Below are 25,200 nucleotides of genomic sequence, written 5' to 3'. Positions count from 1 at the left end.
CTCTTTCTGTTTTGAAACCCTTTTCCTGTTTTGAAACCCTTTTCATAATACGTTATCTATACTATAAATTATGAATGAGCATTCAGTCAACAACTTTTGACTTTTTCCCTGCTTCTTTGTGACTTATCATGAGTGTAGACACCTTTATTCGGGTACACACCGATATGGGTAGTTATGGAGGTGGAAGGTTGAAAGCACTGAAGATATTCCTAAGCTTACTGACGTGGGTGGTGCTGGACGTTTTTATCGGAAAACAACAACACAAAAAACACCACCGGACGCTCGTCTTCGATGAAACGAAAGGGGACTATCGTTTCTACAAGAACGGCTCTCCCCTGTTCGAGGATATGTTTGAAGAAATTACGCAAGCCCAGTATCAGATCGATGTTTACTTTTATCAGGTCCGACGGGACAAGTTCAGCCGGAAGTTCCTCGACCTTTTGAAAATGAAAGCGGAAGAAGGGATCCAGGTTCACCTGTTGGTGGATCAGATGGTGAGTGCCCCCGTCCGCTTTGAAATGGATGCACTTGAAGAAGCCGGTGTTCATATCGGATTCGCTGAAACACCGAGTTTCCCTTCGTTCTTTTATACGTTGAACCGCAGGAACCACCGCAAAATGGTCGTGATTGACGGAGTGATCGGCTACGTAGGTGGGTTCAATGTCGGCCGGGAATATATCGGTAACAGCTCAGAGTTCATGGACTGGCGGGATTATCACCTACGATTGACGGGATCGATCGTCCGTGATCTTCACCGTATCATCGTCGATGACTGGAGCTATAACACAGGAGATGTCATTCCTTCTGTGTCGTACAGAGAAGGCGGCTCTTACCCATTCCAGATCGTGGCCTTCGATGGCATAGGTGTAGAAAATACATTCCTTACGATGATCCGAAAAGCGAAGCAGGAGATTTTGATCGGAAGCCCTTATTTTATTCCTACTCGCAAGATTCACCGCGCCCTGCTCGATGCTCTCGACCGGGGAGTGGCAGTTCATGTTCTTGTGCCGCGCAAACGTGATCACGCGCTTGTTAAAGAAGCAGGGTTCCCTTTCAAGAAGGAACTGGTTGATAACGGAGCTTATATCCACTATTACAATGCAGGTTTCTATCACGCCAAGCTTGTGATGGTTGATAAGGAAGCCACGGATATCGGCACCGCGAATTTTGACAGAAGAAGTATGTTCCTGAATAAAGAAGTCACGATTTCAATCTTTGATCCAGCGTTTGTTCAACACTTGCGTGAAGAGTATTTCAAAGATATCGAGAATTCGCTTCCTTTCGAGGAAGTGGATGCTCATTTGACTTTTGGAGAGAAACTGAGAATTCAGATATCCAAACCGTTCCGCGGTATTCTTTAAGTTAAAAGACCGCCCTATTCACTGGTGTGAAAAGGGCGGTCTTTTTGTTGATTCTTCAGGTTTTGCGCGACACTCAGGTTGCGGCTATTCGCATGAGTGTCCTGGTACGTCCGTACGTGGTCGTTCCTGGGGTGAGGCTTTGCGTGAGCGTCCAGGAAACGAATTACCGGGACACTCGGGAAAGGAACGGCCTTCTGAACGTCTCGCCGGACAGTTGCGGGAGCATCCTTTGCAGAATTGAGCCTTTGGAAACTCCCGCTTTCAGGTTGAACGGTTCGTTTATTCAGAAACGCACCGTTCATGCTGGGTAACTGAGTACTGAATGGTTCATTTCGCGATAATTGAACCGTTCGTGTGAGAACTTCGTTTCATGAACGTTGCCAAAGACTATTATATGGACTTGGCTCCTCCGCCTAAGTTCGGACGGAAGAGCGTATATGAAGGACAGAAGCCCGAAATGACTGAGGTTTCTAAGCGGGCCTGCTCCGCTTTTCGTGATCTAACTGCGACACCTAGCCCTTAGCGACATAAATGAAAACCATCCTTAAAGAAGTAGAGCGCTTCTTTAGGCTGATTTTCACTTATGCGAGAAGGGCTGAGCAAGGTGTCTCCGCTTTTCACTCCATGTCTAGTTGCGAAGAACAGAAGCCCGAAATATAAGCGGCCAACCCTGCTTTGAGAAAAACCACTCAAAGCTAGGCTCGTCCGCTTATATTTGAGCTTCTGAACGTTCTTCTTCACTTTCCTTTTTTACATCTGATCAGGAGCCTGCACACCTACAAGGGCCAGAGCGTTTTTGATCGTCTGTTTGACGGCTTGCATGAGTTGGATACGGGATGCCGTGCGCACCGGGTTGTCTGCGTCGAGTACTTTTTCCGCGTTGTAGAAGCTGTGCAGGTTCGATGCGAGATCGAAGGCATACTGGGTGACGCGGTGCGGTGTACGGTTCACGGCTGCGTCATCTACAATTTGCGGGAATTCTCCGAGACGCTTCAGAAGGTCGATTTCTTTTTCCGAGGTCAAGAGACTTCCATCGAATCTTCCGGTGTGAAGGCCTTTTTCCTCTGCCTGTTTCAGCATCGTCGCGATACGGGCATGGGCGTACTGGATGTAGTAGACCGGATTCTCGTTCGATTCGGAACGCGCCAAGTCCATATCGAAGTCGAGATGAGAGTCGCTCGAACGCATAGCGAAGAAGTAGCGCATCGCATCGACACCGACTTCATCCATCAGCTCACGGAGCGTCACGGCTTTTCCGGTACGTTTGCTCATCTTCACTTTCTCCCCGTTTTCGAACAGGTTCACCATCTGGATGATTTCCACTTCGAGCGTGTCTTCTTCGTATCCGAGCGCCTGGATGGCCGCCTTCATACGAGGAATATATCCATGGTGGTCCGCTCCCCAGATGTTGATCAGCGTATCAAAGCCGCGGTCGAGCTTGTTCTTGTGATAAGCGATATCCGGAGCCAAATACGTGTAGGATCCATCATTCTTCACAAGAACGCGGTCTTTGTCGTCGCCGAATTCGGTCGTCTTGAACCACGTGGCGCCTTCTTCGTCATAAACGAGACCTTTTTCCGTAAGGACGCCGATCGCTTCCTGGATGTTATCTCCTTCATAGAGCGATGTTTCGGAGAACCACTCATCGAAGGTCACGCGGAAGTCCTGAAGGTCCGTTTCGATTTTCTCGAGAGCATAACGAAGTCCGGTTTCGCGGAAATGACGATGACGTTCCTCTTTATCTGCATCCGCCCACTTTTCCCCGTCGACTTCGACGAGTTTTTTGCCGAGCTCGATGATATCCGCGCCGTGGTAGCCGTTCTCCGGCATGTCCCACTCTTTGCCGATCGCCTGCATGTAACGGGCTTCTACGGAATAAGCGAGATTAGTGATCTGATTACCGGCATCGTTGATATAATACTCCCGCTCCACGTCATATCCGGCAGCATCAAGAATGTTACAGAGAGCGTCTCCGATGGCAGCACCGCGGGCATGGCCGAGGTGAAGGGTACCGGTCGGGTTCGCAGAAACGAACTCTACCTGGATCCGTTCATTGCGCTTCTCCCCGCGCTTACCATAGGTCTCGGCCTCCTCAAGAATCGACGGTACGAGATCAGCAAGATACGTATTGTTCATGCGGAAATTGATGAAACCGGGCCCTGCGATTTCCATGTCTTCAATAGAAGCTTTCGATTTATCGAAATGCTCCACGATATCTTCTGCGATCTGACGAGGGTTCTTCTTGGCGATCCGTGCGAGCTGCATCGCCATATTCGTCGCGTAATCCCCGTGCTGCTTATCCTTCGGTTGTTCGAGCACGACCGATGGCATGTCTTCCGGAGATGCAAGCTCTGCCGCTTCTACGGCACGAACGATTTCCTCTTTGATTCTCGCTTCCGTCTTCTCTACAATGTTCATTCCGTTTCCTCCTCCAGTGTCAATTTCAGCTTATGCTTCTGCGTGACATCCTCATTGACTGTCAACTGATACTCGATGAATAGTTCGCCGCTTGCTCCGGCATCAGGAGCCTGGTACTCAAGCGAATCTGTCCATGTCGTCATAAACATTTTCCCGTACTCGTGTACGTACGTATTCTGCGTTTCTGCCTGTGGTTCAAACAGCTGGCGCATCTCTACGCCTCCGGAACGTTTGATACTCACGTGGCCCGGCTTGATCGTAACCATCGTATCCACCGGATCCCGTCCTTCCGGATATTCCGTGAATGTCACAACGTCCATATTCCCTTTGGTGAAAAACCGTCCTTTTTCCGTAAAAGCCATCCGCTCGGATTCTTCTCCGTCCCGGATGTATGTCTCCAACGTAACAGCTACGTCCGTCATGCTGTAATCGCTCCTTTTTCGTTCCATCTATAACTTATCCATTATAAGAAGAGTCCGGAAAAAACTCAAGACACTTCCCATAAATAGTCGATCGTCTCTTTCAATTCCGCGTGGATGTCCATATGGGTACTGATGCTGAATATTCCATAAAGAACAACCAATCCTAACGTAAATCCGATATAGGCCCCGTAAGGAACTTTGTTCCGGAACGGTCGGTGTTCTTTATGCAAAGCGAAAAGGACAAACGGCAGAAGCGCCCCGATCAGAACGATATCCTGATTCCACTGGTCATGCTCGCGGTTGTTGGCAAGAGACGCCTGAAGTGCCTGGTTCACATGTTCTTCGGCGCTGACTTCCCACGTCTCTCCTTTATACGTCACGGTCCACGTGTTGTCTTCGATTGTGTGATCATAAGGAATCGGGGTGTACGAAAACCCGATCGTAGCAACGAGAAGAATTCCCATAATCAACGCATACACGGCGGGAATCCATAATAATTTTTTATTCATCATGTCTTTCCTTTCTTTGGTCGGGCTGCTCAGATACTATGAGCCAAAAGCCTTCTCCGACAAATATCCTGTCACCCCACCCATTCTAGCATGAGTCTTCTTGAGACCAAAACGTTTAAAAATACTACGTTCATCCATACTAACAAGAAGAAAGATACAAAGGATGGGAATGCGATGATGAAGTGGTGGAAACGGATCTTCCGATTGATGGTACTTCTGCTTTTGGCAGGAGCAGGAGCGTTTGTCTACCTGCTTTCTCTCGGCCCTCCCTCTCTCGAAACGGAGCAGACGACCGTCTATTACGATAGCAGCGACGAACAGATAGGGGAGGACCACGGGACCGAAGAGCGTTACTGGATTCCGCTCAAAGAAATGCCGGAATCGATGATTTCTGCCACCATCGCCATCGAAGACCGGAATTTCTATGACCATTTCGGCTTCGATTTCAAACGGATGGCAGCAGCTATGTGGAAAAACATCTCCTCTTTCCGTCTCGAAGAAGGAGCGAGTACACTGACCCAGCAATACGCGCGTAACCTTTTCCTGACTCATGAGAAGACATGGACGAGGAAAATGAAAGAAGCGGTGTATGCTGCCCGGCTCGAGCTATTCTACTCGAAAGATGAGCTGTTAGAAGGGTATCTGAATACTGTCTACTACGGGCACGGCGTGTATGGAGTAGAAGCGGCGAGCCGCTATTTCTTCGACAAACCGGCAAAAGAACTCTCGACGGCCGAATCTTCCATGCTTGCAGGCATTCCGAAAGGGCCGACGTATTATTCTCCGCTCAACGATAGGAAGCGGGCGAAGGATCGTCAGGAGCTCGTACTGAAAGCGATGAAGCGGAATGGTTGGGATGGGGACGTAGAGAAGACGGTCTTAGAGTCTCTTGCGTATCGTGAGGAAGAGGATACGTCTGAAGAAATCGCCTCTTATTTTCAGGATGAAGTAGTCAAGGAAGCGGCCCGCGTTCTTGAACTCACGCCGGATGAAGTCGAGACGAGCGGTCTTCATATATACACGACGCTGAACCGGAATCACCAGCAGGCCCTCGAGAAAAGCGTCCAGGAAACGATCCCTTCCCATTCCGGGGTCCAGACGGCAGGAATGATCGTCGATCACGGAACAGGCGCCATCACAGCGATTCTCGGAGGCAAAGACTATGAAACAAGTCCTTTCAACCGGGCGACCCAGGCGAAGCGTATGATCGGTTCCGTCATGAAGCCATTCCTCTACTATACAGCTCTGGACAGGGGATACACCCCGCTGACCATGCTTGAGAGCAAACCGACAACGTTTACCTTAGCAGACGGAAAAGTATACGAGCCTTCGAATTTTCAAGGATACTATGCGGACCGCCCCGTCACGATGGCGCAGGCCCTCGCCGTCTCCGATAACATTTATGCGGTTAAAACCAACATGGACATCGGTCCGGAAGCTCTCGTCCAGACGTTGCATTCTTTCGGAATGGACGGGGACATTCCCGCTGTTCCTTCACTTGCCCTCGGATCCGCTTCGATTCCACTTAAAGAGGTGAGCGAAGGATTCGCCAAGCTTGCTTCCGGTAGTGGGGACAACTATGTTCATACGATTTCCAGAATCACGGATAGAAAAGGGAACGTCTTATACGAATATGCCCCGACCTTCGAGAAAACGAACGTCGATCCGATCCGTTCATTCATGGTCACCCATATGATGACAGGCATGTTCGACACCAACTTGAGCAGCTATATGAGTGTCACCGGTTCCGGCATCAAGGATGAACTCACCCATTCCTACTCCGGCAAATCGGGAACAACGGAATCGGACAGCTGGATGGCCGGGTCGAGCACGGATGTAACGACCGTCATCTGGAACGGATATGATGACGCGAGGAATCTGGAGATGCATGAGCATTTCGCCAAAGATATATGGGCGAAAGCCATGGAGGACATTCACTCAAACCTGGAAAACGAAGGATTCCGTCCTCCTCCCACGTTGCGCGGGGTATATATAGACCCGGAATCAGGAAAACGATCCGCCCCGGGATGCGGCGCAGAAAGACTCGTCTACATGCGCCCGCAAAACGTCCCGACCGCCACCTGCAAAAACGAAATCATCGACGAAGACACCGCCCGGGAAGACCCTTGGCTTCATAACATTGCGGATTGGGTTTTTTAGAATGAAAAGCGAAGAAGGCCCGTTTAGAAACTCAGTCATAAGGAGAACTGTCAGACAAAAAGCGCTCTTTCTTTTTTTCTGATCAGTTCTCCTTATGGCTCGGGTTTCTGGCCTTCGTAGCTAGACATGAGAGCGGAAAGCGGAGAAGAACGTTCAGAAGCTCAAATATAAGCAGACGGCTCTGCTTTCGAGTGATCTTTTTCGAAACAGAGGTGGCTGCTTATATTTCGGGCTTCTGTTCTTCATAGCTAGACAAGGAAAGCGGCAGGCGCCGTTTAGAAACACTGGCATAAGTAGACAGATCTTCCCTAACCGCTCCTTCGCCCGAACTTGGCGGAGGAGCAGTGCATTTGAATGCCCTTAGGCACCGTTCACCAAGCTGATCTCCCGCACGAACGGTTCATTTATGGCGGAATGAACCGCTCGACCCGCGTTCCTCCTGCATGAACGGTGCATTTCTCAATAAATGAACCACTCAACCTGAAAACCAAAGGAACGAACGGTTCTATATTCCTCTTAGGAGCCACCACCTTCTGCGCGACGTTCAAGCTGGCACTACTGCGCCGAGTGTACCGCTATTACGTTTCCCACCCATTCCGGCCAGAGAAATTTTCTGAACGTCGCGCTATCCATTTACCGGAACACTCACTCATGACACACCGTCATGAGCGTCCAGCAAAAACTCAGCACAGAGGAACCACGACCTATTTTTCCCATGAAAAAGACCGGCTGACGAATCAGCCGGTCCTTTCCTGTCCTAGTAAAAGCATTTGTCCATGCCTTGTTTAAATATATTATCAGATGCCGTTTTTTTCAAGTCGGGAGCATCCATAAAAGTGAACATTCTGTGACATCATATCGTCACATCTGTGATATCGCTCCATGCGAGTTCGTACGTCTCTTCTCTATTCAAGGCACGACACTCGAGCGTCTGCTTCTGTTTGTGAAGACGCAGCGGAATTACTTCGTGGATCTCGAAATCGAATCCGTTGTGGACCTTCACTTGCACGGGTTGCTTCTCATTGACTGCGTGTTTCAAAACAAAATCGATGCCGGCCGCCTGCTGTTCTTCCATCCAACCCCGCTCGACCCGCTCATCTTCTTTCCATAAATTACGGAGCATATCGACATGCTCCGGCAGCATCAGCGAGGTCCATTTGATAGAACCACGATCTTTCGGTTCCTGCTTCATTGCCATCCCTCCGAATACGAACGTTTGTTCTCATAATACCACAACCTAATCACCTTTGCACGTGGAAATATCAGGAAACAGGACGCATCTCTTGGATGAAAGCCCAGGCTTCTTCGAGTTCCTCCGGCTTGTAGTTCTGCTTGCTTTTCACCGTATAGATTTTCTCTTCAATTTCATCTTTCGGCAGATGCTCGAAGAATAACATCGTCGAGACCAATTCAAGGAATCTGGAACTCTTTTCGTTCATCCCGTCGATATAGCCTTTGAGTTCAGGGAGGTCGATGTCCGAGTGCGACAGGAAATCATTCCCGGCGTCTGTCAGCTTGTACCGGTACTGATAGTAATTCTTCTTCTCTTCCATCGCTTCCGATATGAACCCGAGGTTGCACATCTCTTCGATACGTAGCGTCAGTTCTTCTGAGTAAGGGCCGTAAAAATGGAACTCATAGCGCTCTTCGAAGTTCACCCCGCACTTCTTCATAATGTACACCATTTTCTGGAGACGTTTTCGTCCCACCACTTCATCGCAGCTGGCGAAAAAATGCATCAATTTCGCGTGGTTCTCTAACATTACTGCTCCTCCTTGCCATACAAAATACCCAAAATCCGCTGTTTCACTTCACTATCTTCAGGCATGCGCCTCAGTTCATCTGCAGGAAAATACAGTTTATGATCGGTCCGCTTCTTCCCGGAAATCGATTCTACAATGTCCGACAGACGCGATAATTCTTTCAGTTCCTTATTCGGCTGCAGCAGGTGGATCGGAAGTCTTTCCCCTTCTTCCCCGGGCCTGTAAAAATCGTAAGGGAGATCGGAACTCGAATCGACCTCCAGGTAATATCGCGGGTTCAGATCCGCTTCCCTGAATAGTTCATAAAGCTCCCGCCACTCATTCATCTGAAGGTTCGGGTTGAATTCGATATATTTGAAAAGACGCCTGTTTACGAAGCGTTCACACAAATCACTCAGAATCGGATCATCCTCATCCATCCACGTCTGGAAATAGTACATGACTACATTCTCATCCAGTGCCAGGTACTCCTTCAACGTAGGAGAGCCTTCGAAGAAAGAGAGGAAATGGACAGGTTTCAATTTGAATTCATAATGGTTCTGGTACAACTCCTTGGCGCGGTGAAGGATTTTCGATAAAATCACTTCGGCACTCCGGGTCACCGGGTGGAAATATACTTGCCAATACATCTGATACCGACTCATTATGTAATCCTCGACCGCATGCATACCACTTTCTTTTATCACGACCTGGTCCTCCATCGGGCGCATCACCCGGAGAATCCTCTCCATGTCGAAATGCCCGTAGCTCACACCTGTAAAGTACGCATCCCGCTGCAAGTAATCCATCCGATCCGCATCGATCTGACTCGAGATCAGGCTGACGACGAGTTTATCGGAATATGTCTTATTGATGACGTCCGCCACCTTCTTCGGAAATCCTTCTTCCACATGCGTAAGAATACGGTTCACTTCGGTATCACCCAGAAGAATCTCCTGAGTGAAGTCTTCATGGTCGAGCTTGAAGACCTTTTCGAATGAATGGGAAAACGGTCCATGGCCCAGGTCATGTAAAAGAGCCGCACACAAGCATAACAAACGCTCTTCTTCATTCCAATGCTCACGATCACGGAAATTCTCCAGGATCCGACGGACGATTTCATAAACGCCCAGAGAATGATTGAAGCGGCTGTGCTCCGCTCCGTGAAACGTAAGGTACGTCGTTCCGAGCTGCTTCACACGGCGCAGTCGCTGGAACTCACGGGAACCGATCAAATCCCATATAACACGGTCCCGCACATGAACATAGCGATGGACCGGATCTTTGAACACCTTTTCTTCTTCTAATTTTTCGTCGCGATAAGCCATTGTTCTGCTCCATTCCTTTTTGTTCAGTATATCCCCTTCTCGTCTGGAAAAAAACGTCTTGACAACCGCAAGAAACAGCAGACTCCGCTTGTCTTCCCCATCCTCCCCGAAACAAAAAATTTTTTGCTATAATAAGGCCAGACTGAACGAAGAAGGAGAACGTTTCATGACACCATCTATTTTATATCAGCCAACCTATCGAATCGTCGACCACAGCGATCCTGATGTCCATACATCCGCCCTGCCCTCTTTCGCCTATGACGACACGCTCGCCACCTCTGTCGGAGAAGGAGAAAGCCCTGCTGTCGCCAGACTATGGGTTCATCCGAAAACCGTTGTGCTCGGAATTCCGGATGCCCGCCTCCCCTATATCCAGGAAGGCATCGACTACCTGCACAGTCAGGGGTATGATGCTGTCGTGCGTAATTCCGGGGGCCTTGCTGTCGCCCTTGATGAAGGGGTCCTCAACCTGTCGCTCATCTATAAAGAAACGAAAGATGTGAACATCCACGGTGGATATGACGTGATGGTCGATTTCATCCGCTCGTTGATTGATACCGACATCGACGTGTATGAAATTACACGCTCCTATTGCCCGGGAGACTATGATTTAAGTATCAACGGAAAGAAATTCGCCGGAATCTCCCAGCGCCGCGTCAAAGGCGGGTTTGCTGTGCAGATCTACCTAGATGTAACCGGAAGTGGAAAAGAACGGGCAGAGCTGATCCGTTCCTTTTATGACATAGCGAAAAAAGAGGAAGAGACGAAGTTCACCTACCCGGATATCGACCCGGAAGTCATGGCTTCTTTGAATGAACTGCTCGACGAACAGATGACGATGGAAACGATCATCACCCGTATTACCGACAAACTACGCGACTACAGCGAGGAAATCGTCTCTTACCCCCTCACGGAAAAAGAGGAACAGTGGCTCGACAAACGCACGAAGCAGATGGTGGATCGTAACAAAAAGTTTTTGGAAGAATAATTAAAGCAAAGTCCCCGCTCAGAAGCATCTATCGTAAAAACACAAAAAGAGCGTGATACCAGCCTATCAGGTGCTGACATCACGCTCTTCTATTATTCAATATTATTCAGCAGACTGCGCTGCCGTAATAATAGCAAGCTTATATACATCGTCTGCATTACAACCACGGGACAAATCGTTCACCGGCTGGTTCAATCCTTGAAGAACCGGTCCAACCGCGTCGAAGTTACCGAGACGCTGGGCAATCTTGTACCCGATGTTCCCTGCTTCAAGACTCGGGAAGATGAACGTATTCGCCTGGCCTTCCAGCGGGGATTCCGGTGCTTTCTTCTCGGCTACAGATGGAACGAATGCTGCATCGAATTGGAATTCACCGTCGATAAGAAGGTCGCTTCTCTGTTCTTTCACGATGCTAAGTGCTTCTTCCACTTTTTCCGTTTCCGGAGATTTCGCAGAACCTTTTGTGGAGAAGCTCAACATAGCGACACGTGGATCCACATCGAAAAGCTTCGCCGTATCCGCACTTGCCATTGCGATTTCCGCGAGATCCTGGCTGTCCGGGGAAATGTTGATGGCGCAGTCGGCGAAAACATATTTCTCTTCATCGCGTACCATAATGAATACGCCAGATGTCTTCTTGATGCCTTCCTTCGTCTTGATGATCTGAAGCGCCGGACGTACCGTGTCCGCTGTAGAGTGGACCGCGCCGCTCACAAGACCATCCGCTTCGTTCATATAAACGAGCATCGTACCGAAGTAGTTGCCGTTTTTCAGGATGTCTCTCGCCTGTTCGTCGGTCGCTTTTCCTTTACGGCGCTCTACGAAGCTTTCTACCATCGCATCGAATTTCTCGTAATTGTCAGGATCTACGATAGTCGTGTTGCTGACGTCGACTCCATACTCTTCTGCTTTCTGTGTCACTTCTTCTTTATTTCCGACTAGTACAGGTTCTACATAACCTTCCGCTCCAAGTTTACTCGCAGCTGCCAAAATCCGCTCATCCATCGCTTCCGGGAAAACGATACGCTTTCCCTGACCTTCGATTTTCCCTTTCAATGTATCAAAAAGATTACTCATGTGTACCCCTCCTGTTTTGAACTCTGTACCATATGATAAAACCTGCAATCCAAAAAGAAAAGCGATTCACTGTGACTTTTTCAAAGCAAACGGTTCCAATTTTCTTATTCCCTACTACTGCTTCATATATGTGACAGAAAACGGAAAACTTCTTTACAGAAAAGGTCTTCACATGCCTCACAGGAACAGGTGTGTTATATTGGAGAAGGATTAAAGGATTATCTTTTTAAAAGGAGCGATTCGACTATGCCAGAACCGGTAGTGACAATGGATGGCTGGTACGCCCTGCATGATTTCCGTACGATGGACTGGACAGCTTGGAAATATGCCAGTGCCGAAGAGCGGGATCAGGCCATCAGCGAATTCCAGGCACTTATAGAGGAATGGGAAACGAAAGAAGAAAACCGCGAAGGAAGCCATGCGGTTTATACGATCGTCGGTCAGAAGGCCGATCTGATGATGATGGTTCTCCGTCCGACGATGGAAGAACTGAATGACATCGAGACAGCTTTCAATAAATCGAAGCTCGCAGAATTCATGACGCCGTCGTATTCCTACGTTTCCGTCATTGAGCTCTCGAACTACATGGGTGGCGACCAGAATCCGGAAGACCCGGAAATCGAAGGCCGCCTGAAGCCGAAACTCCCGAAATGGGAACACATCTGCTTCTACCCTATGGATAAACGACGTGAAGGAAATGACAACTGGTACGTGCTCGAAAAAGACGAACGCGCCAAGCTTATGTATGAACACGGCATGACCGGACGACAGTACGCCGGGAAAATCCGCCAGTTCATCAGCGGCTCCATAGGTTTCGATGACTGGGAGTGGGGCGTTACGCTATTCGCCCACGACGTGCTTCAGTTCAAGAAGCTCGTATACGAGATGCGTTTTGACGAAGTGACTTCCCGTTACGGGGATTTCGGTTCCTTCTATATAGGAAACCTTCTGACAAAAGAAAGAGCGGAGTCGTTCTTCGCTGTATAAATGAATGAAGCCTGAACAATCGCTACGCGGTTGTTCAGTTTTTTTGTGCTCATAGTAGGATGACTCATCGTTATTTGAGATAAATCCTTCACTTTTTGAGACAAACGATGAAGAAGTTGAGATAAAAAGAATTTTTTTGAGATAACGGACAAGAAATTTGAGATAAATCCAAAAAAATTGAGATAACCCAGCCAGGGTTTCTCCGCTTTTCTTTGTCCAGTTGCGACACCTAGCCCCCAGCGACATAAGCAGGCCGGTTTCTGAGAAAGGAAAAGCGCCTTTCGTCTGACCGGCCTGCTTATGACAGAGTTTCTAAGCGGGAATCTACCGCTTTTCTTTTCATATCTCCCAAGCAGGGTCATATACATACAAGAGAAAGGGAGGTGACCGGATGGCGGTTGTCCCTTACAACGAAGCTGACGTGAAGTTGCTGGCAAGACTGATGCGGGCAGAAGCGGAAGGCGACGGGAAGCTCGGGATGCTGATGGTCGGTAATACCGGCGTCAACCGGGTACGGGCGGACTGCACGGACTTTGGCGGAATCCGTTCGATACGGAACATGGTCTATCAGAGTCCGGGCGGGTTTGAAGCGACGCAGAAGGGATACTTTTATCAGCGGGCCCGCCAGCAGGATATCGACCTCGCCCGTCAAGTACTCCGAGGCGGAAGATACCACCCGGCGACCAATTCTCTCTGGTTCTTCATGCCGTCAGGAAGTTGTCCTGCCCAATGGTTCGGGCAATGGAACACCGGGCGCTTCAAGTCCCACTGCTTTTTCGCACCGACCGCGGCCGAGTGCCCGCGGGTATTTTGACGATAAGGAGGACGAAACATGGATCCGATGTATTATGGGGGGTATCCGAACTATCCGGGAGGCTACCCTTCCCAGCAGAGCATGGGTATGAGCATGGGGCAAATGCCTCAAGGTCAGCCCCCTCGAGAAGAAGAGTCGTATATCGAGAACATTCTTCGCATGAACCTGGGTAAAATAGCGACCGTGTACATGACGTTCGGAGAAAGCGAGAAATGGAACTCGAAAATTTTCAAAGGGCGCGTCGAAGCAGCAGGAAGAGACCACCTGATTCTGAGCGATCCTCAGACAGAGAAACGATACCTTCTTCTCATGATCTACCTCGACTACATCACATTCGATGAAGAAATCAATTACAGCTATCCATACAATAATACCCCGAGGTGAAACCGATCCACTCGAAATTGGAAGAATGGCAGGGCTTCCTCCTTCTATTCATCGGGGCTGGAAGCATTCTTGTCATCTTCAACTGGAGAACCCTGTGGTTGTACGCCCTGCTTTTCTATACCGTCAGTGTGAGCATCGGGCTCGACGGTCTGTTCCTCTATCAAAAAAAACAGCTGAACGGAAGTATCCGTCAGCTGCTCCAGGCGTTCCTGCTGTTTCTTTTTACGACCCTTTGGTTTCTTACAATACTTTTATAGCTGCGTAACCGAGAAGTACCCAGCCGATGAGAAAAGCGACACCACCGAACGGTGTAATCATCGCCAATGTCTTCACGCCGGTCAGCGCATAGGCATACAGGCTTCCGGAGAACAGAAGGATGCCTGCGAAAAACAGCCAGCCGGCACCCGTAAGCATGCCACTCGCTTCTTTACCGAGAAGTAGCGCGGTGATGAACAGGGCCATCGTGTGGAACATCTGATAGTTCACCGCTTTCTCCCATTGGCCGAGACTCTTCTCTGATAGTTTCCCTTCGAGGCCATGTGCCCCGAACGCTCCTAGCGCCACAGCCAGAAAGCCGTTGATTGCTCCTAGTAATAAAAACAGTTTCATGTCCTATCCCCCTAACTCGGCTTCACGCCGAGAGCTTCAATTGCACGTATGCAACAGTTCTTGTTAAAAGTCTAATAGAGAAGATCCGTTAGCGTCGTCATCGTCCGGGTCTTCTTTTTTCTTTTTCGATGACGGAGGGTCTCCGCCCATCATTTTCCGGATTTCGGCAGCTGTCGGTTCCGTGTTGCTCCCGCTCGTGATGGATGTCCCTTTTTCAGAAGAAGTGCTTTCTTCCTCTTCCAAAAGCAGATCGCACAACATTTTCACCGCACGGACATGCTCCCTCATCCGCGAAGTGTCCCCGTGCTTCGCCATCGCTTCCTGCACTTCTTTATTCATACGTTCAAGCATTTGCTGATTTGAAATCGTCACTTGTGACACGCCCTTTCCTACGACATTTTATCATATTGGAAAAGCGGAAGCACCCCGTTTAGAAACCTCAGTCATAAGTAGACAGGTCAGACAAAAGTGATCTTTCTTTTTTCTGATCCTGTCTACTTATGGCTCGGGTTTCTGGGTGATGTAGCTAGACTGAGAAAGTGAAGACACCTTGTTCAGCTCTTCTCGCATAAGTAAAAATCCCTCTAAAGAAACGCTCTTTTTCTTTATAAGGGATTTTTACTTATGTCGCTAAGAGCTAGGTGGCGCAACTAGATTGGAAAAGTGGAATCACACACAATCACCCATCAAAAAAATGCCCTCTCTATTGAAGAAAGGGCATCTCTTTTTCACCTATTACAAACTGCTGACGAAAATGATCAGGATCACGACCGGAACGATGAATTTCACAATCCCGTACCAGGTGCTTCCCATCAGATCGTCCTTCAGGTCCACAGCTTTCAAAGCAGTGGCCTTCTTGAAATACCAGCCTACGAACAATGCCATCGATAGTCCCCCGAGCGGAAGTAGGATATTCGAGGCGATGTAGTCCATCGAATCGAGAATATTCTTCTCTCCGATCGGCGTTACGTCTGACCAGATCCCGAACCCGAGAGAAACGAAGATTCCGAAGAAGAACATGATGGAACCTACGATGATGCTGGATTTCTTCCTTGACCAGCTGAACAGTCGCATGAAATAAGCTGTCGGTACTTCGAGAATCGAAATCGCCGAAGACAACGCAGCCAGCGATAGCGCGAAGAAGAAAATCAGTCCTACGATTCCTCCAAGCGGCATCTGTTCAAATATCGTCGGCAGTGTAATGAATACGAGAGGCGGTCCCGAAGAAGGATCGATGCTGAAAGCAAAGACCGCCGGGAAAATCACGAGACCGGAAATAACAGCGAAGAATGTGTCCATCAGTCCGATACCGACAGCGGCTCCCGGCAACTTTTTATCATCCGAAAGATAACTTCCGTACGTCAACAACGCCCCCATCCCCAGACTAAGGGAGAAAAAGGCCTGCCCCAGCGCCTGAACATAAATCGACGGCTGGGAAAACGCGGACCAGTCCGGCTGGAACAAAAACGCCAGTCCTTCCATCGCTCCATCGAGAGAGAGACTGAAAACAGCAAGCACGATAAGAAGAAGAGCCAGCAGCGGCATGAATATCTTATTCGCCGTCTCAATTCCCTTCTTCACCCCACTCACTACGATGAAGATCACCATCGCCATGAACAACGCCGTCCAGAACAGCGGCTGCCATCCCTGGGAAATGAATCCTCCGAATACTGCACCGAAACCGGCCTCGGCAGGAGCCTCGAAGAAATTTCCTGTTACATAATTAAAGAAATAATACAGCGACCATCCGGCGACGACCGCGTAAAAACTCAAAATCAAAAAGGCACTGAAAATCCCGAAGAATCCGGTGAAGAACCACGGCGTTTTCGGTGCGAGCTTCTGATAGGACCCTACGACATCACTTTTCGCTTTGCGTCCGATACTGACTTCCGTCAAAAGAAGCGGAATTCCGATCAGGAAAACACAACCTAAGTATAAGAGCAAAAAAGCTCCGCCTCCATTGTTACCGGCGACAAACGAAAAGCGCCATATATTTCCTAAGCCTACAGCCGATCCCATCGCTGCAAGCATGAACCCGAGTTTCGTTCCCCATTGTTCACGAGCCATATGAAACCTCCTCCACAATAAATATGCCTCATCATACCACACATTTCCCCCTGTTACGACACGTTTCAGATAATTTCAACTACTTCCTTTTTCAGGGTATTAAAGGTTTGGACAAAAATGCCGATACTAAGACTCAGGTAGGAATAATTATATAAGCCAAAAGATATAAGGGGGACGTTTGTATCATGTGGAAAAACTTGAGCATCGGGAAAAAATATGGCATAGGGTTCACCATCACCATCGCTCTGTTCGCCATCGCTATCATTCTTGTATTCATTCAGCTCCAATTTGCAAAAGACGAGGTGACCATCCTCAATGAAAAGGGGATGACGGCAGTAGAGGTATCTGAAATGGCTTCCCTCGCCCGCTCCAAAGACATTCGGGTGGCTGATTACATAGAAAGTCCTTTGCAGGCATATGTCAACCAGTTTGAAGACAGACGGCAGACCTTCAATGAATTGCAAGCGGAGTACCAGAGTTTTTATGAAGGTACCGACCTCGAGGATGTATTCAATAATATCAGCGACATGGATTCACAAGTGAACAACCTATTCCTGAATAAAATCGTCGGCAACTTGAGCAATGAAGGGGAAGTGGAAGCAGCCCGGGCCAGAATCCAGACGCTACGAGGGAATCTGGTGGAGCAACTCAATACCCTTCAATACGCTGCAGAGGAAGATATGGCCAATGCGAATACCTCCACAGGAAACGCAATTCAGTCGACCCTTATGACGCTGGTGATTGCAGGAATCATCGCCCTTGTCATCGGATCGCTTATCATGGCAGTCGTCTCACGCATGGTCCGCAAGAATATGAATGCTCTTGTTCAAAAAGCCGATCAGATTGCAGATGGAGAATTGTATCATGAAGACTTCGATTACGACAGTAAGGATGAAATCGGACAGCTCGGGGCTTCCATCAATGCTATGAAAGGAAACTTGCAGCAACTGATCCGTGAAATCTCCACTCTTTCCAATCAAGTCGAAGAACAGAGCCGCGAGCTAAGTCACTCGTCTGCAGAAGTGAAAGAAGGGTCGGAACAGATTGCTTCCACGATGCAGGAGTTGTCTTCAAGTTCCGAGCAGCAGGCCTCCGATGCTTCGAACCTTTCCGAAATGATGTCCACACTCACAAGGAAGATCCGAAGTGCCAATGACGAAAGTTCCAAAGTCTCCACCGAAGCGAAAGGTGTGCTGGATAACTCGAATCACGGGAAAGAGCTGATGGATACGTCCGTTACTCAGATGAGAGAAATCCACTCCGTTATGCAGCAGGCGGTCGAACGCGTGCATCGTCTGGACAAACAATCCGGCGAAATCTCGAAACTCGTTCAGGTGATCCGGGATATCGCTGACCAGACGAATCTGCTCGCCCTGAACGCAGCGATTGAAGCGGCGCGCGCCGGAGAGCACGGAAAAGGATTCGCCGTCGTTGCAGAGGAAGTGCGCAAATTGGCAGAACAGGTGTCGGATTCCGTTGGTGAAATCACCGGTATGGTAGACGGCATCCAGACAGAATCCAAAGAAGTCTCACAATCTCTTGAAACCGGCTATAATCAGGTGGAAGAAGGGACGACGCACATGGAAGAAACAGGAGCCACCTTCTCAGAAATACAGACGTCGATCGGGGATATGGTTGCGAGTATCGATGTCATCTCTTCCAACCTTGACGATATTGATGAAAGCACATCGAATATGAATCAATCGATCGAAAGCGTCGCTTCTTCTTCAGAGGAAGCGGCAGCAGGCGTCGAAGAAACGACCGCCTCCGTTGAACAGTCCAACAGCTCCATGGAAGAAGTCAGCAGGAGATCCGGAGAACTTTCGGATATGTCCAATCGTCTGAGCGGGCTTGTCGGCCAGTTCCGTCTTGATGACTCGAACGCTTCTATAGAAGAGCAACCAGAGGAAGAAACAGAAGAAGATGAAGAAAAATGGGATCATCCGGCTTAAGAAGTGGTGGTCACGGTAGTTTATCCGGCATAATTTCAAACGCACAATCAGGAAACCGTCACATAAAATCCGTTATGCACCACTTCCTGTGACGTTCCATCACCTAATACGTCATAACTATTTTTATCAGCTTTAGGCGAGAAGACTCCCTCCTCAACGACGTAGGGGGGAGATGAATCGCCTTCGGACGAGGAGACATCTTTGATGGTATCCGATGTCCGACAGAAATATATTTTTTTGACCTAAAAACGAACATACATTCTCGTTTTTGGGGTATATACCTCTATCAAGCATTCACGCTAGAGGAGAAGGAGGCAGCGATATGGTTCACAAAGCATATAAGTTCCGTATCTATCCGAATAAAACGCAGGAGATACAAATCGCAAAAACCATCGGCTGCTCTCGCTTTGTCTTCAATCATTTCCTCGAAGCATGGACTACGACCTACAGGGAAACGGGTATAGGGATGTCTTACCGTGCCTGTTCGAAACAACTGCCAGCTTTGAAACAGGAACGTCCCTGGCTGAAAGACGTGGACAGTATCGCTGTCCAGACCAGTGTCCGGCACCTGGCCGACAGTTTTCAGCGCTTCTTCAGGAAACAAACCCAAGCCCCACGATTCAAATCCAAAAAGAACCCGGTGCAATCCTATACGACGAAACATACGAATGGCAACATCGCGATTCTAGACAATAAAATCAAGTTGCCAAAGTTAGGGCTCGTCCGTTTCGCCAAAAGTCGGGAGGTGGAAGGACGGATCCTGTCCGCGACCATCCGACGGAACGCTGTTGGTAAACACTTCGTTTCTATTCTTACAGAAACGGAGGTCGAAGCGTGGCCGAAAACCGGGACCACCGTCGGGATTGACGTCGGTTTGAAAACCTTCGCCGTTCTTTCGGATGGGACCATCCATGAGATCCCCCATGTCTTCAGATCGTTGGAGATGAAACTGGAAAAGGCGCAGAAGAAATTGTCCAGACGCTATGAACAGGCGAAAAAAGATGGAAAGCCCCTGCATGAAGCGAAGAACTATCAGAAACAACGACGGAAGGTCGCTCGTATACACGAAAAAATCAAAAATATCCGCACCGATGTCCTGCACAAGTTCAGTACCGACATCGTCAAAAACCACGACGTGATCGGGATCGAAGACCTGCAGGTAAGCAGCATGGTGAAAGACAAGAACCTGGCCAGAGCCATCAGTGACGTCAGCTGGTCTACCTTCCGTGACATGCTTGCCTACAAAGCAAAATGGTACGGGAAACATCTCATCGTCGTGGGAAGAACCTTTCCTTCCAGTCAATTATGTTCTTGTTGTGGCTATCAGAACAAAGCAGTAAAAGATCTAGGGCTCCGGACATGGGCATGTCCTTCCTGCGGGACCCATCATGACCGGGACCTGAACGCAAGCAGGAACATCGAGGCGGAAGCGATCCGCCTTCAAACTCTAACCGGTGGGACGCCGGGGTTCGCTTAGGTGGCATCTGTTCGATAGAACGGAGGTTCTAAGAATCCCCCACCTCTTAGCGAATGCGTAGGTGGGGGTAGTTCAACAGGGATTTTGTAGTAAGGGATCTCTAAAAACATTCCATAACATACCCAAGAAACAAAAGAAGCTGTCTCTCCTATCTAGGAAAGGCAGCTTCTTTTCACTATCTTATACCCCTGTTGTCGGAGGACCTTCGTCTTTCTCTTCATGAAGCTTCTCCAGACGCTCCACGCGAGCTTCGAGCTCCCGGTAATCTTCTTCCGGGACAAATCCCAATTCCTTCACACGTTCCTTCATCATCGCTCGTGACTGATTCGTCCAGTCCCTGTCGACGGATTCTCCTTTTCGGACCCATTCGTCCATGAGCGATTTCGCCTCTTTCGGAGTCATCTCTCCTTTGTCGACCATATCCTGCACCATTTTCTCAAAACGTTCCTTCCCACTGACAGCGGCACCGATCCCTAAATGGAACCCGCGCTTCAAAAGATTGTTCATCATACTACCATCCTCCTACGTAATATTTTTGATCATCCTTACATGCTTCATGGAAAACAATAGCGTCCCGGCGAAACCGAGACCGGAAATGGTGTAGAACACCCAAACGGGAACCTGTTCCCAGGCCGGTGGCATAAGAAAAGACAGGAAGAGAGTCACAAAAGCAATAACAAATGAAATCCCGGCATAAAAGAAATAGTAGTGGTGTAATAACTGATGCTGCTGTTTTGTTCTCTGCCACTCCCTTTCTCTGTCTCCGTCTTCGAGATACTCGATGATAGCCCTCGGAAGAGACAGAAGGGGTTGAGAGGTTTCTTTGACTATGTTTTTATAAAAACCGAATTTCGACTGGTTCCCTGTCATCCATTCATTGATGACAGGTTTTCCCCAGGCTACAACGTCCATCTGTGGATAGACGACCATGAGCACTCCGAGAATCATCGACATCGCCCTACCAAGAAATGCGTAGTCAGCAGGTAGCTGGATCGGCTGTCCTTTTACGAAATCCTGAAGATCCTCCAGTATTTCGTTCATGACCGTAGCATCCATATTGCTCATATCTTCGCTCAAATACATGGAGAGGAGGCGGCGCATCATTTTCTTCATCGCTTCGGTATCAGCGTCATCCAAAAGGAAATCCATATCTCTGAGAGAATCGACGACCCGGTCGTAATCGTCCATGATGAACCCTTCGATCATCGAACGAATGGCATCGACATCTTCCCTTTTCACCTTGCCGACCATACCGAAGTCGAGAATAACGACTGTGCCGTCTTCTTTTACCATTATATTTCCCGCGTGGGGGTCTGCATGAAACATACCCGCATTGACGAACTGTTCCACACATAGATCGAAAAGCGTCCGTGCAAGTCTCTCCCTATCAAGGTTATGTCTTTTCAGGAAAGATATATCCGTGATTCTTGCACCTTCCACCCATTCCATGACCAGGACACGCCCGGTAGAAAACTCCGTGAAATATTCCGGAATATAGACGTTACTATGATCCTCGAATCGCTTCCTGAAATAGTTCCCGTTCTCAAGCTCCATTGTGAAGTCCAGTTCGTTACTCATCACCGCAACGACTTCTTTGTATAGAGAGGGGAGATCAGCTTTCTTTCCGAAGATAGTGAAACGATTGAGCATCCAAAATACTACCCTCATCGCTTTGAAATCGGTCTGGAAGATTTCCCTCACCCGATATCGCTGGACTTTAACAGCGACTGGAGTGCCATCATGCAAGTACGCTTTGTACACTTCTCCGATGGAAGCTGAAGCGACAGGCTCTTCCTCAATAGAAGCGATACTGGACTCGAGGGATTGTTGCCAATCTTCTTCTATGATTTCTTTGGAATAAGAAAACGGCACAGGCTGCACCCGGTCGACCAATCCTTCGAGTTCCCGTATAAACGAGGCAGGAAGAAGGTCTCCCCGAGAACTCAGAAACTGTCCGAACTTAATAAGCAGCCCTCCGAGATAAACGGCGCGCTGTCTATATTCCGTGGCCATATCCTTCAATAGGACTTCCCACTTTCTTTCCGTTTCCTGATCCCAGATACGATTCAGCTTCTGGAACCAGAACATTTTCCATAAAAACTTGAACGTCATCCAGATGATGACATACATGCGGTAGATTCCTATGTATTTCTTAGACTCCACTCTGTATCCCCCTTCCCCTCTCTATCTGTGTATCTTACCCTCTTCCCTATTCTCATCTCATTCAACCGTAAAAAAACTTCAAATTGAATCATCCGATCTTATTTTTTACAGTATTTTCTTTTTTGTGAGATGAAGGAATCACACATTCTTCAAATTTCCATCTTTTTTTATGGTAAAAAAATCCTCACCCCTTCATCACAAGGTAATTACTGGTACTTTTTGATTATTGATGGAATTTTGATAATTTTTAAAAAATTATTCATAATAGGTTTCGCATTGAAAATTCTTACAGGGGGTTACAGGAATGAGGAAACTATCCACTTTATTGACTGCCGGTGCGCTATCGCTGGCGCTTGCTGCTCCGACAGTGAGTGCTGAAACCGATTCTCCGGACTATGAGAATTGGAACAAAGATCGCTACAGCGATAAGATCGACATCGACGGAGCGCTGCAGAAGAAATCCGAACAGGAAGGATTTGAGCAGCAAGCGATCGAAACGATCAAAGAAAATGCAGAAAACGTCAATTTCAACGAGGAAGAAGGTTCTGAAGAAGGAAGCGGTGATTCCCACTTTACATACGACGGGGGGACGAAACAGTTTCTGGACAGAGACCTCGGTTTCAAGGAATACACCCTGCGCAGCGTAGGGGATCATGCGGAAGTATGGGTAGCGAACGACCTTTCCTTCCCTGAAGGGGATCCACGCTCAGCTCATACGATTACACAGGAACAGGTCGATAAACTTACTGAGGAATTCGACTCCAACATTTATCCGAAAGCTACGGATTTCTTCGGGAAGCAGGACCCGCTTGATGGCACAAATGCTGTGCTTGAAGATCTCGGCGTCGTGCCTGAAGGGTATTATGCAACGGAAGACGATGAAAAAATAACGATTCTCGTCAACAATATCAAAGACGATAACTATAACGATCCGGAGTATCCGTTCTTTGTCGCCGGTTACTTCTGGCAGACGGTTGAAATGTATACGGACCGCAATATCATCAACATCGATTCCCGCGACTGGGACGAGCGTCTGGAGGAAACGTTCTTCTCTACGACGATCCATGAATTACAGCATCTGATCCATGCGGATTATGATAGTGACGAAACATCCTGGCTCAACGAAGGGATGTCCACCTTCTCCGAATACCTGGGTGGTTATGGAGTGAGCACTGGATCGGTCAACTTCTTCCTCGATCATCCGGAAAACTCGCTCACCGCTTGGGACGAACATGTGAATGCCGAGACAGGACCTGAAACGATCGCCGACTATGGTCTTGTACAGCTGTTCACCCTTTACAATTACGAGCAGTTCGGCCAAGAGTTGATCCGCTCTGTTGCTACAAGTGGCGTCAACAGTATCGAAAGTTTTGAACAGGCGTATGAAGAATTCGGTATCAACAAAACGTTCGAAGAAGTATACCAGGACTTCACTTCCGCACTCGTCATGGATGATAACAAATTCAAAGGCGGTAAGTACGGATTCGAAAACGTTGACCTTCGTGAACTTCCGACTGAAGACGGTGTACGCGGGGAAACTGTGAACTTTGAATCCGCGAAGGATTTTGAAAAAGAAGGCGTTCCTGCCTGGGGTACGGACTTCAAAGAGTTCAACTTCGAGCCGGGAGACAACGTGAAATCCTTTGATTTCAATGGTGTCGACTTCCTTCCATTCCAGTGGAAATCGACAGAAGATCCGCTGAACGAAGGAAATAACGTGTTCTACAGTACGAAAGGCGATGAAATGGACAACGCGATGATTTTCGAAGCGGACCTTACCGGTCTATCGGAAGCGACGCTTTCTTTCGATCACTACCTTCAGATCGAAGAAGGCTGGGACTTCGGTATGGTACAGATATCCACCGATGGCGGCGAAACGTGGACGTCCCTATCCAACGAAAACACGACAAGTGATGTTGTGGAACAGGGATATCCGAAAATCAAGGAGAATGTACCAGGCTTTACTGGAATGACAGACTCTTTCCGCAACGAAACGTTCGACCTGTCTGAATATGCAGGAGAAGAAGTACTCGTCTCTTTCCGCTACCTGACAGACTGGGGCCATATGGAAGAAGGCTGGTATCTCGATAATATCGAAATTCCTGAAGCCGGCATTTCCTACACAGGAGACAGCACGGAAGACTTCACTTCCCAGGCAGAACTGGATGAAGAATACGTGAACTATGGCGTTTCTTTCTTCAAAGAGAAGAACAACGGGAAATATCAGGTCGTCCATGTAGATCCGTTCAATATCACAGATGAAGATGCACTTGAACTTCAACAGGTGTTCCGTCCGGGTAAAACGTACATGACTACTCATTACGCAGCACCACAGGACAGCACGGAATACGTGGATTTCGAATACGAAGTGAGCTACAAAGAAAACGGCAAGAAGAAATAAGCTGAGAAAGCCAGCCTCCGGTAGTGACCCCTAAAAGTTAGAGTTTTTATTATGAAGCTGATTTGCTGGTTTGAGTCCGGTATTGAATAGGACTTAAGCCAGCCAATTTTACTTTTACGCGTTCGTGGTTGTAGTAGTCCATGTATCCCTCGAGCTTTCTCTCAAGCTCTTCATAAGAAACCAATTCTTCTCCGTAATACATTTCCTGTTTGAGAATCCCGAAGAAATTCTCCATCGCCGCATTATCAGCGCAGTTAGCTTTCCTGGACATACTCTGGAAGATACGATGTTTCTTTAAGGTTTTCACCCACTTGCGGTGTTGGTAATGCCAGCCTTGATCA

Annotated in this window: 23 protein-coding genes; 10 read left to right on the top strand and 13 right to left on the bottom strand. The window is 48.4% G+C overall.

The annotated features are described in order from the left end of the window. The first annotated feature begins 188 nt into the window (after positions 1 to 188). Positions 189 to 1,361, top strand: coding sequence for a phospholipase D-like domain-containing protein (locus tag BLQ44_RS15195; RefSeq protein ID WP_176757540.1), 1,173 nt, complete (start codon positions 189 to 191; stop codon positions 1,359 to 1,361). Positions 1,362 to 2,111: 750 nt separating this feature from the next. Here BLQ44_RS15195 and argS read toward each other — a convergent pair. From argS to BLQ44_RS15180, 3 genes are read right to left on the bottom strand one after another with little or no spacing between them, the layout of a single operon-like run. Continuing rightward, positions 2,112 to 3,779: an arginine--tRNA ligase gene (gene argS, locus BLQ44_RS15190; RefSeq protein WP_093194746.1), complete on the bottom strand. Its 1,668-nt coding sequence runs from the start codon at positions 3,777 to 3,779 to the stop codon at positions 2,112 to 2,114. Then, the gene (locus tag BLQ44_RS15185; RefSeq protein WP_245688177.1) at positions 3,776 to 4,228 is read right to left on the bottom strand and encodes a DUF1934 domain-containing protein; all 453 of its coding nucleotides are present in this window, start codon (positions 4,226 to 4,228) and stop codon (positions 3,776 to 3,778) included. Before BLQ44_RS15185 ends, argS begins: the two co-directional genes overlap by 4 nt. 38 nt (positions 4,229 to 4,266) lie before the next feature. Beyond that, positions 4,267 to 4,710 (bottom strand): hypothetical protein, encoded by a 444-nt coding sequence (locus BLQ44_RS15180; protein WP_093194744.1) that lies wholly within the window; start codon positions 4,708 to 4,710, stop codon positions 4,267 to 4,269. A gap of 174 nt (positions 4,711 to 4,884) precedes the next feature. On the opposite strand from BLQ44_RS15180, the gene BLQ44_RS15175 reads away from it, so the two are divergent. Next, positions 4,885 to 6,870: a transglycosylase domain-containing protein gene (locus tag BLQ44_RS15175; protein ID WP_093194743.1), complete on the top strand. Its 1,986-nt coding sequence runs from the start codon at positions 4,885 to 4,887 to the stop codon at positions 6,868 to 6,870. Between the two features lie 853 nt (positions 6,871 to 7,723). Here BLQ44_RS15175 and BLQ44_RS15170 read toward each other — a convergent pair. The 3 genes from BLQ44_RS15170 to BLQ44_RS15160 form a co-directional block, all read right to left on the bottom strand. Then, entirely contained in the window at positions 7,724 to 8,062 is a 339-nt protein-coding gene (locus BLQ44_RS15170; RefSeq protein ID WP_093194742.1) for a YolD-like family protein, read from the bottom strand. Between the two features lie 70 nt (positions 8,063 to 8,132). Continuing rightward, positions 8,133 to 8,633: a YwgA family protein gene (locus BLQ44_RS15165; RefSeq protein WP_093194741.1), complete on the bottom strand. Its 501-nt coding sequence runs from the start codon at positions 8,631 to 8,633 to the stop codon at positions 8,133 to 8,135. Further along, positions 8,633 to 9,940 carry an HD domain-containing protein gene (locus tag BLQ44_RS15160; protein ID WP_093194740.1) on the bottom strand — a complete coding sequence of 436 codons (1,308 nt, stop codon included), beginning with the start codon at positions 9,938 to 9,940 and terminating at the stop codon, positions 8,633 to 8,635. Before BLQ44_RS15160 ends, BLQ44_RS15165 begins: the two co-directional genes overlap by 1 nt. 166 nt (positions 9,941 to 10,106) lie before the next feature. Here BLQ44_RS15160 and BLQ44_RS15155 point away from each other — a divergent pair, with 166 nt between their 5' ends. Then, positions 10,107 to 10,928 carry a lipoate--protein ligase family protein gene (locus BLQ44_RS15155; RefSeq protein ID WP_093194739.1) on the top strand — a complete coding sequence of 274 codons (822 nt, stop codon included), beginning with the start codon at positions 10,107 to 10,109 and terminating at the stop codon, positions 10,926 to 10,928. Positions 10,929 to 11,030: 102 nt separating this feature from the next. Here BLQ44_RS15155 and pta read toward each other — a convergent pair whose 3' ends face one another. Further along, positions 11,031 to 12,005 carry a phosphate acetyltransferase gene (gene pta / locus BLQ44_RS15150; protein WP_093194738.1) on the bottom strand — a complete coding sequence of 325 codons (975 nt, stop codon included), beginning with the start codon at positions 12,003 to 12,005 and terminating at the stop codon, positions 11,031 to 11,033. A gap of 246 nt (positions 12,006 to 12,251) precedes the next feature. Here pta and hemQ point away from each other — a divergent pair, with 246 nt between their 5' ends. From hemQ to BLQ44_RS15130, 4 genes are all read left to right on the top strand, one after another. Next, positions 12,252 to 12,992 (top strand): hydrogen peroxide-dependent heme synthase, encoded by a 741-nt coding sequence (hemQ, locus tag BLQ44_RS15145; RefSeq protein ID WP_093194737.1) that lies wholly within the window; start codon positions 12,252 to 12,254, stop codon positions 12,990 to 12,992. A gap of 391 nt (positions 12,993 to 13,383) precedes the next feature. Next, a complete protein-coding gene (locus BLQ44_RS15140; RefSeq protein ID WP_093194736.1) occupies positions 13,384 to 13,806 on the top strand; it encodes a cell wall hydrolase in 423 nt (140 codons plus the stop codon). Between the two features lie 18 nt (positions 13,807 to 13,824). Further along, positions 13,825 to 14,190: a spore coat protein GerQ gene (gene gerQ, locus BLQ44_RS15135; RefSeq protein ID WP_093194735.1), complete on the top strand. Its 366-nt coding sequence runs from the start codon at positions 13,825 to 13,827 to the stop codon at positions 14,188 to 14,190. Then, complete coding sequence (locus tag BLQ44_RS15130) at positions 14,187 to 14,447, top strand: hypothetical protein (protein ID WP_093194734.1); 261 nt, start codon at positions 14,187 to 14,189, stop codon at positions 14,445 to 14,447. Before gerQ ends, BLQ44_RS15130 begins: the two co-directional genes overlap by 4 nt. Here the strand turns inward: BLQ44_RS15130 and BLQ44_RS15125 are convergent. The 3 genes from BLQ44_RS15125 to BLQ44_RS15115 all read right to left on the bottom strand — a co-directional run bounded on the left by BLQ44_RS15125 (position 14,431) and on the right by BLQ44_RS15115 (position 16,866). After that, a complete protein-coding gene (locus BLQ44_RS15125; protein WP_093194733.1) occupies positions 14,431 to 14,799 on the bottom strand; it encodes a DUF423 domain-containing protein in 369 nt (122 codons plus the stop codon). The genes BLQ44_RS15130 and BLQ44_RS15125 overlap by 17 nt on opposite strands. Positions 14,800 to 14,862: 63 nt before the next feature. Continuing rightward, a complete protein-coding gene (locus BLQ44_RS15120) occupies positions 14,863 to 15,171 on the bottom strand; it encodes a DUF5327 family protein (RefSeq protein WP_093194732.1) in 309 nt (102 codons plus the stop codon). A 363-nt stretch (positions 15,172 to 15,534) separates the two neighbouring features. Continuing rightward, positions 15,535 to 16,866, bottom strand: a complete 1,332-nt coding sequence (locus tag BLQ44_RS15115; protein ID WP_093194731.1) for a sodium-dependent transporter — start codon at positions 16,864 to 16,866, stop codon at positions 15,535 to 15,537. Positions 16,867 to 17,051: 185 nt separating this feature from the next. On the opposite strand from BLQ44_RS15115, the gene BLQ44_RS15110 reads away from it, so the two are divergent. Continuing rightward, positions 17,052 to 18,818: a methyl-accepting chemotaxis protein gene (locus tag BLQ44_RS15110; protein WP_093194730.1), complete on the top strand. Its 1,767-nt coding sequence runs from the start codon at positions 17,052 to 17,054 to the stop codon at positions 18,816 to 18,818. A gap of 322 nt (positions 18,819 to 19,140) precedes the next feature. Then, positions 19,141 to 20,295, top strand: a complete 1,155-nt coding sequence (tnpB, locus tag BLQ44_RS15105) for an IS200/IS605 family element RNA-guided endonuclease TnpB (protein WP_093194729.1) — start codon at positions 19,141 to 19,143, stop codon at positions 20,293 to 20,295. 180 nt (positions 20,296 to 20,475) lie between these two features. On the opposite strand, the gene BLQ44_RS15100 is transcribed toward tnpB, so the two are convergent. Then, on the bottom strand, positions 20,476 to 20,805 hold the full coding sequence (locus BLQ44_RS15100; protein ID WP_093194728.1) for a phasin family protein: 330 nt from the start codon (positions 20,803 to 20,805) through the stop codon (positions 20,476 to 20,478). 12 nt (positions 20,806 to 20,817) lie between these two features. After that, positions 20,818 to 22,458: an ABC1 kinase family protein gene (locus BLQ44_RS15095; protein ID WP_093194727.1), complete on the bottom strand. Its 1,641-nt coding sequence runs from the start codon at positions 22,456 to 22,458 to the stop codon at positions 20,818 to 20,820. Between the two features lie 304 nt (positions 22,459 to 22,762). Between BLQ44_RS15095 and BLQ44_RS15090 the strand changes: the two genes are divergently transcribed. Beyond that, positions 22,763 to 24,859 carry an immune inhibitor A domain-containing protein gene (locus tag BLQ44_RS15090; RefSeq protein ID WP_093194726.1) on the top strand — a complete coding sequence of 699 codons (2,097 nt, stop codon included), beginning with the start codon at positions 22,763 to 22,765 and terminating at the stop codon, positions 24,857 to 24,859. 49 nt (positions 24,860 to 24,908) lie between these two features. Here BLQ44_RS15090 and BLQ44_RS15085 read toward each other — a convergent pair. Continuing rightward, positions 24,909 to 25,200, bottom strand: a 292-nt coding sequence (locus BLQ44_RS15085) for an IS3 family transposase (protein WP_143004732.1), incomplete at its 5' end; no start/stop codon positions are given.

The organism is Salimicrobium halophilum (assembly GCF_900100295.1).
Lineage (GTDB): Bacteria > Bacillota > Bacilli > Bacillales > Halobacillaceae > Salimicrobium > Salimicrobium halophilum.
The sequence above is the reverse complement of the archived record's forward strand: the minus strand, read 5'-3'. Positions and strand labels throughout refer to the sequence as shown.

Bases quoted from the DNA above. Each gene is read 5' to 3' on its own strand.
- argS (WP_093194746.1), bottom strand. From the start codon at position 3,779: ATGAACATTGTAGAGAAGACGGAAGCGAGAATCAAAGAGGAAATCGTT.
- BLQ44_RS15185 (WP_245688177.1), bottom strand. From the start codon at position 4,228: ATGGAACGAAAAAGGAGCGATTACAGCATGACGGACGTAGCTGTTACG.
- BLQ44_RS15180 (WP_093194744.1), bottom strand. From the start codon at position 4,710: ATGAATAAAAAATTATTATGGATTCCCGCCGTGTATGCGTTGATTATG.
- BLQ44_RS15175 (WP_093194743.1), top strand. From the start codon at position 4,885: ATGATGAAGTGGTGGAAACGGATCTTCCGATTGATGGTACTTCTGCTT.
- BLQ44_RS15170 (WP_093194742.1), bottom strand. From the start codon at position 8,062: ATGAAGCAGGAACCGAAAGATCGTGGTTCTATCAAATGGACCTCGCTG.
- BLQ44_RS15165 (WP_093194741.1), bottom strand. From the start codon at position 8,633: ATGTTAGAGAACCACGCGAAATTGATGCATTTTTTCGCCAGCTGCGAT.
- BLQ44_RS15160 (WP_093194740.1), bottom strand. From the start codon at position 9,940: ATGGCTTATCGCGACGAAAAATTAGAAGAAGAAAAGGTGTTCAAAGAT.
- BLQ44_RS15155 (WP_093194739.1), top strand. From the start codon at position 10,107: ATGACACCATCTATTTTATATCAGCCAACCTATCGAATCGTCGACCAC.
- pta (WP_093194738.1), bottom strand. From the start codon at position 12,005: ATGAGTAATCTTTTTGATACATTGAAAGGGAAAATCGAAGGTCAGGGA.
- hemQ (WP_093194737.1), top strand. From the start codon at position 12,252: ATGCCAGAACCGGTAGTGACAATGGATGGCTGGTACGCCCTGCATGAT.
- BLQ44_RS15140 (WP_093194736.1), top strand. From the start codon at position 13,384: ATGGCGGTTGTCCCTTACAACGAAGCTGACGTGAAGTTGCTGGCAAGA.
- gerQ (WP_093194735.1), top strand. From the start codon at position 13,825: ATGGATCCGATGTATTATGGGGGGTATCCGAACTATCCGGGAGGCTAC.
- BLQ44_RS15125 (WP_093194733.1), bottom strand. From the start codon at position 14,799: ATGAAACTGTTTTTATTACTAGGAGCAATCAACGGCTTTCTGGCTGTG.
- BLQ44_RS15115 (WP_093194731.1), bottom strand. From the start codon at position 16,866: ATGGCTCGTGAACAATGGGGAACGAAACTCGGGTTCATGCTTGCAGCG.
- BLQ44_RS15110 (WP_093194730.1), top strand. From the start codon at position 17,052: ATGTGGAAAAACTTGAGCATCGGGAAAAAATATGGCATAGGGTTCACC.
- tnpB (WP_093194729.1), top strand. From the start codon at position 19,141: ATGGTTCACAAAGCATATAAGTTCCGTATCTATCCGAATAAAACGCAG.
- BLQ44_RS15100 (WP_093194728.1), bottom strand. From the start codon at position 20,805: ATGATGAACAATCTTTTGAAGCGCGGGTTCCATTTAGGGATCGGTGCC.
- BLQ44_RS15090 (WP_093194726.1), top strand. From the start codon at position 22,763: ATGAGGAAACTATCCACTTTATTGACTGCCGGTGCGCTATCGCTGGCG.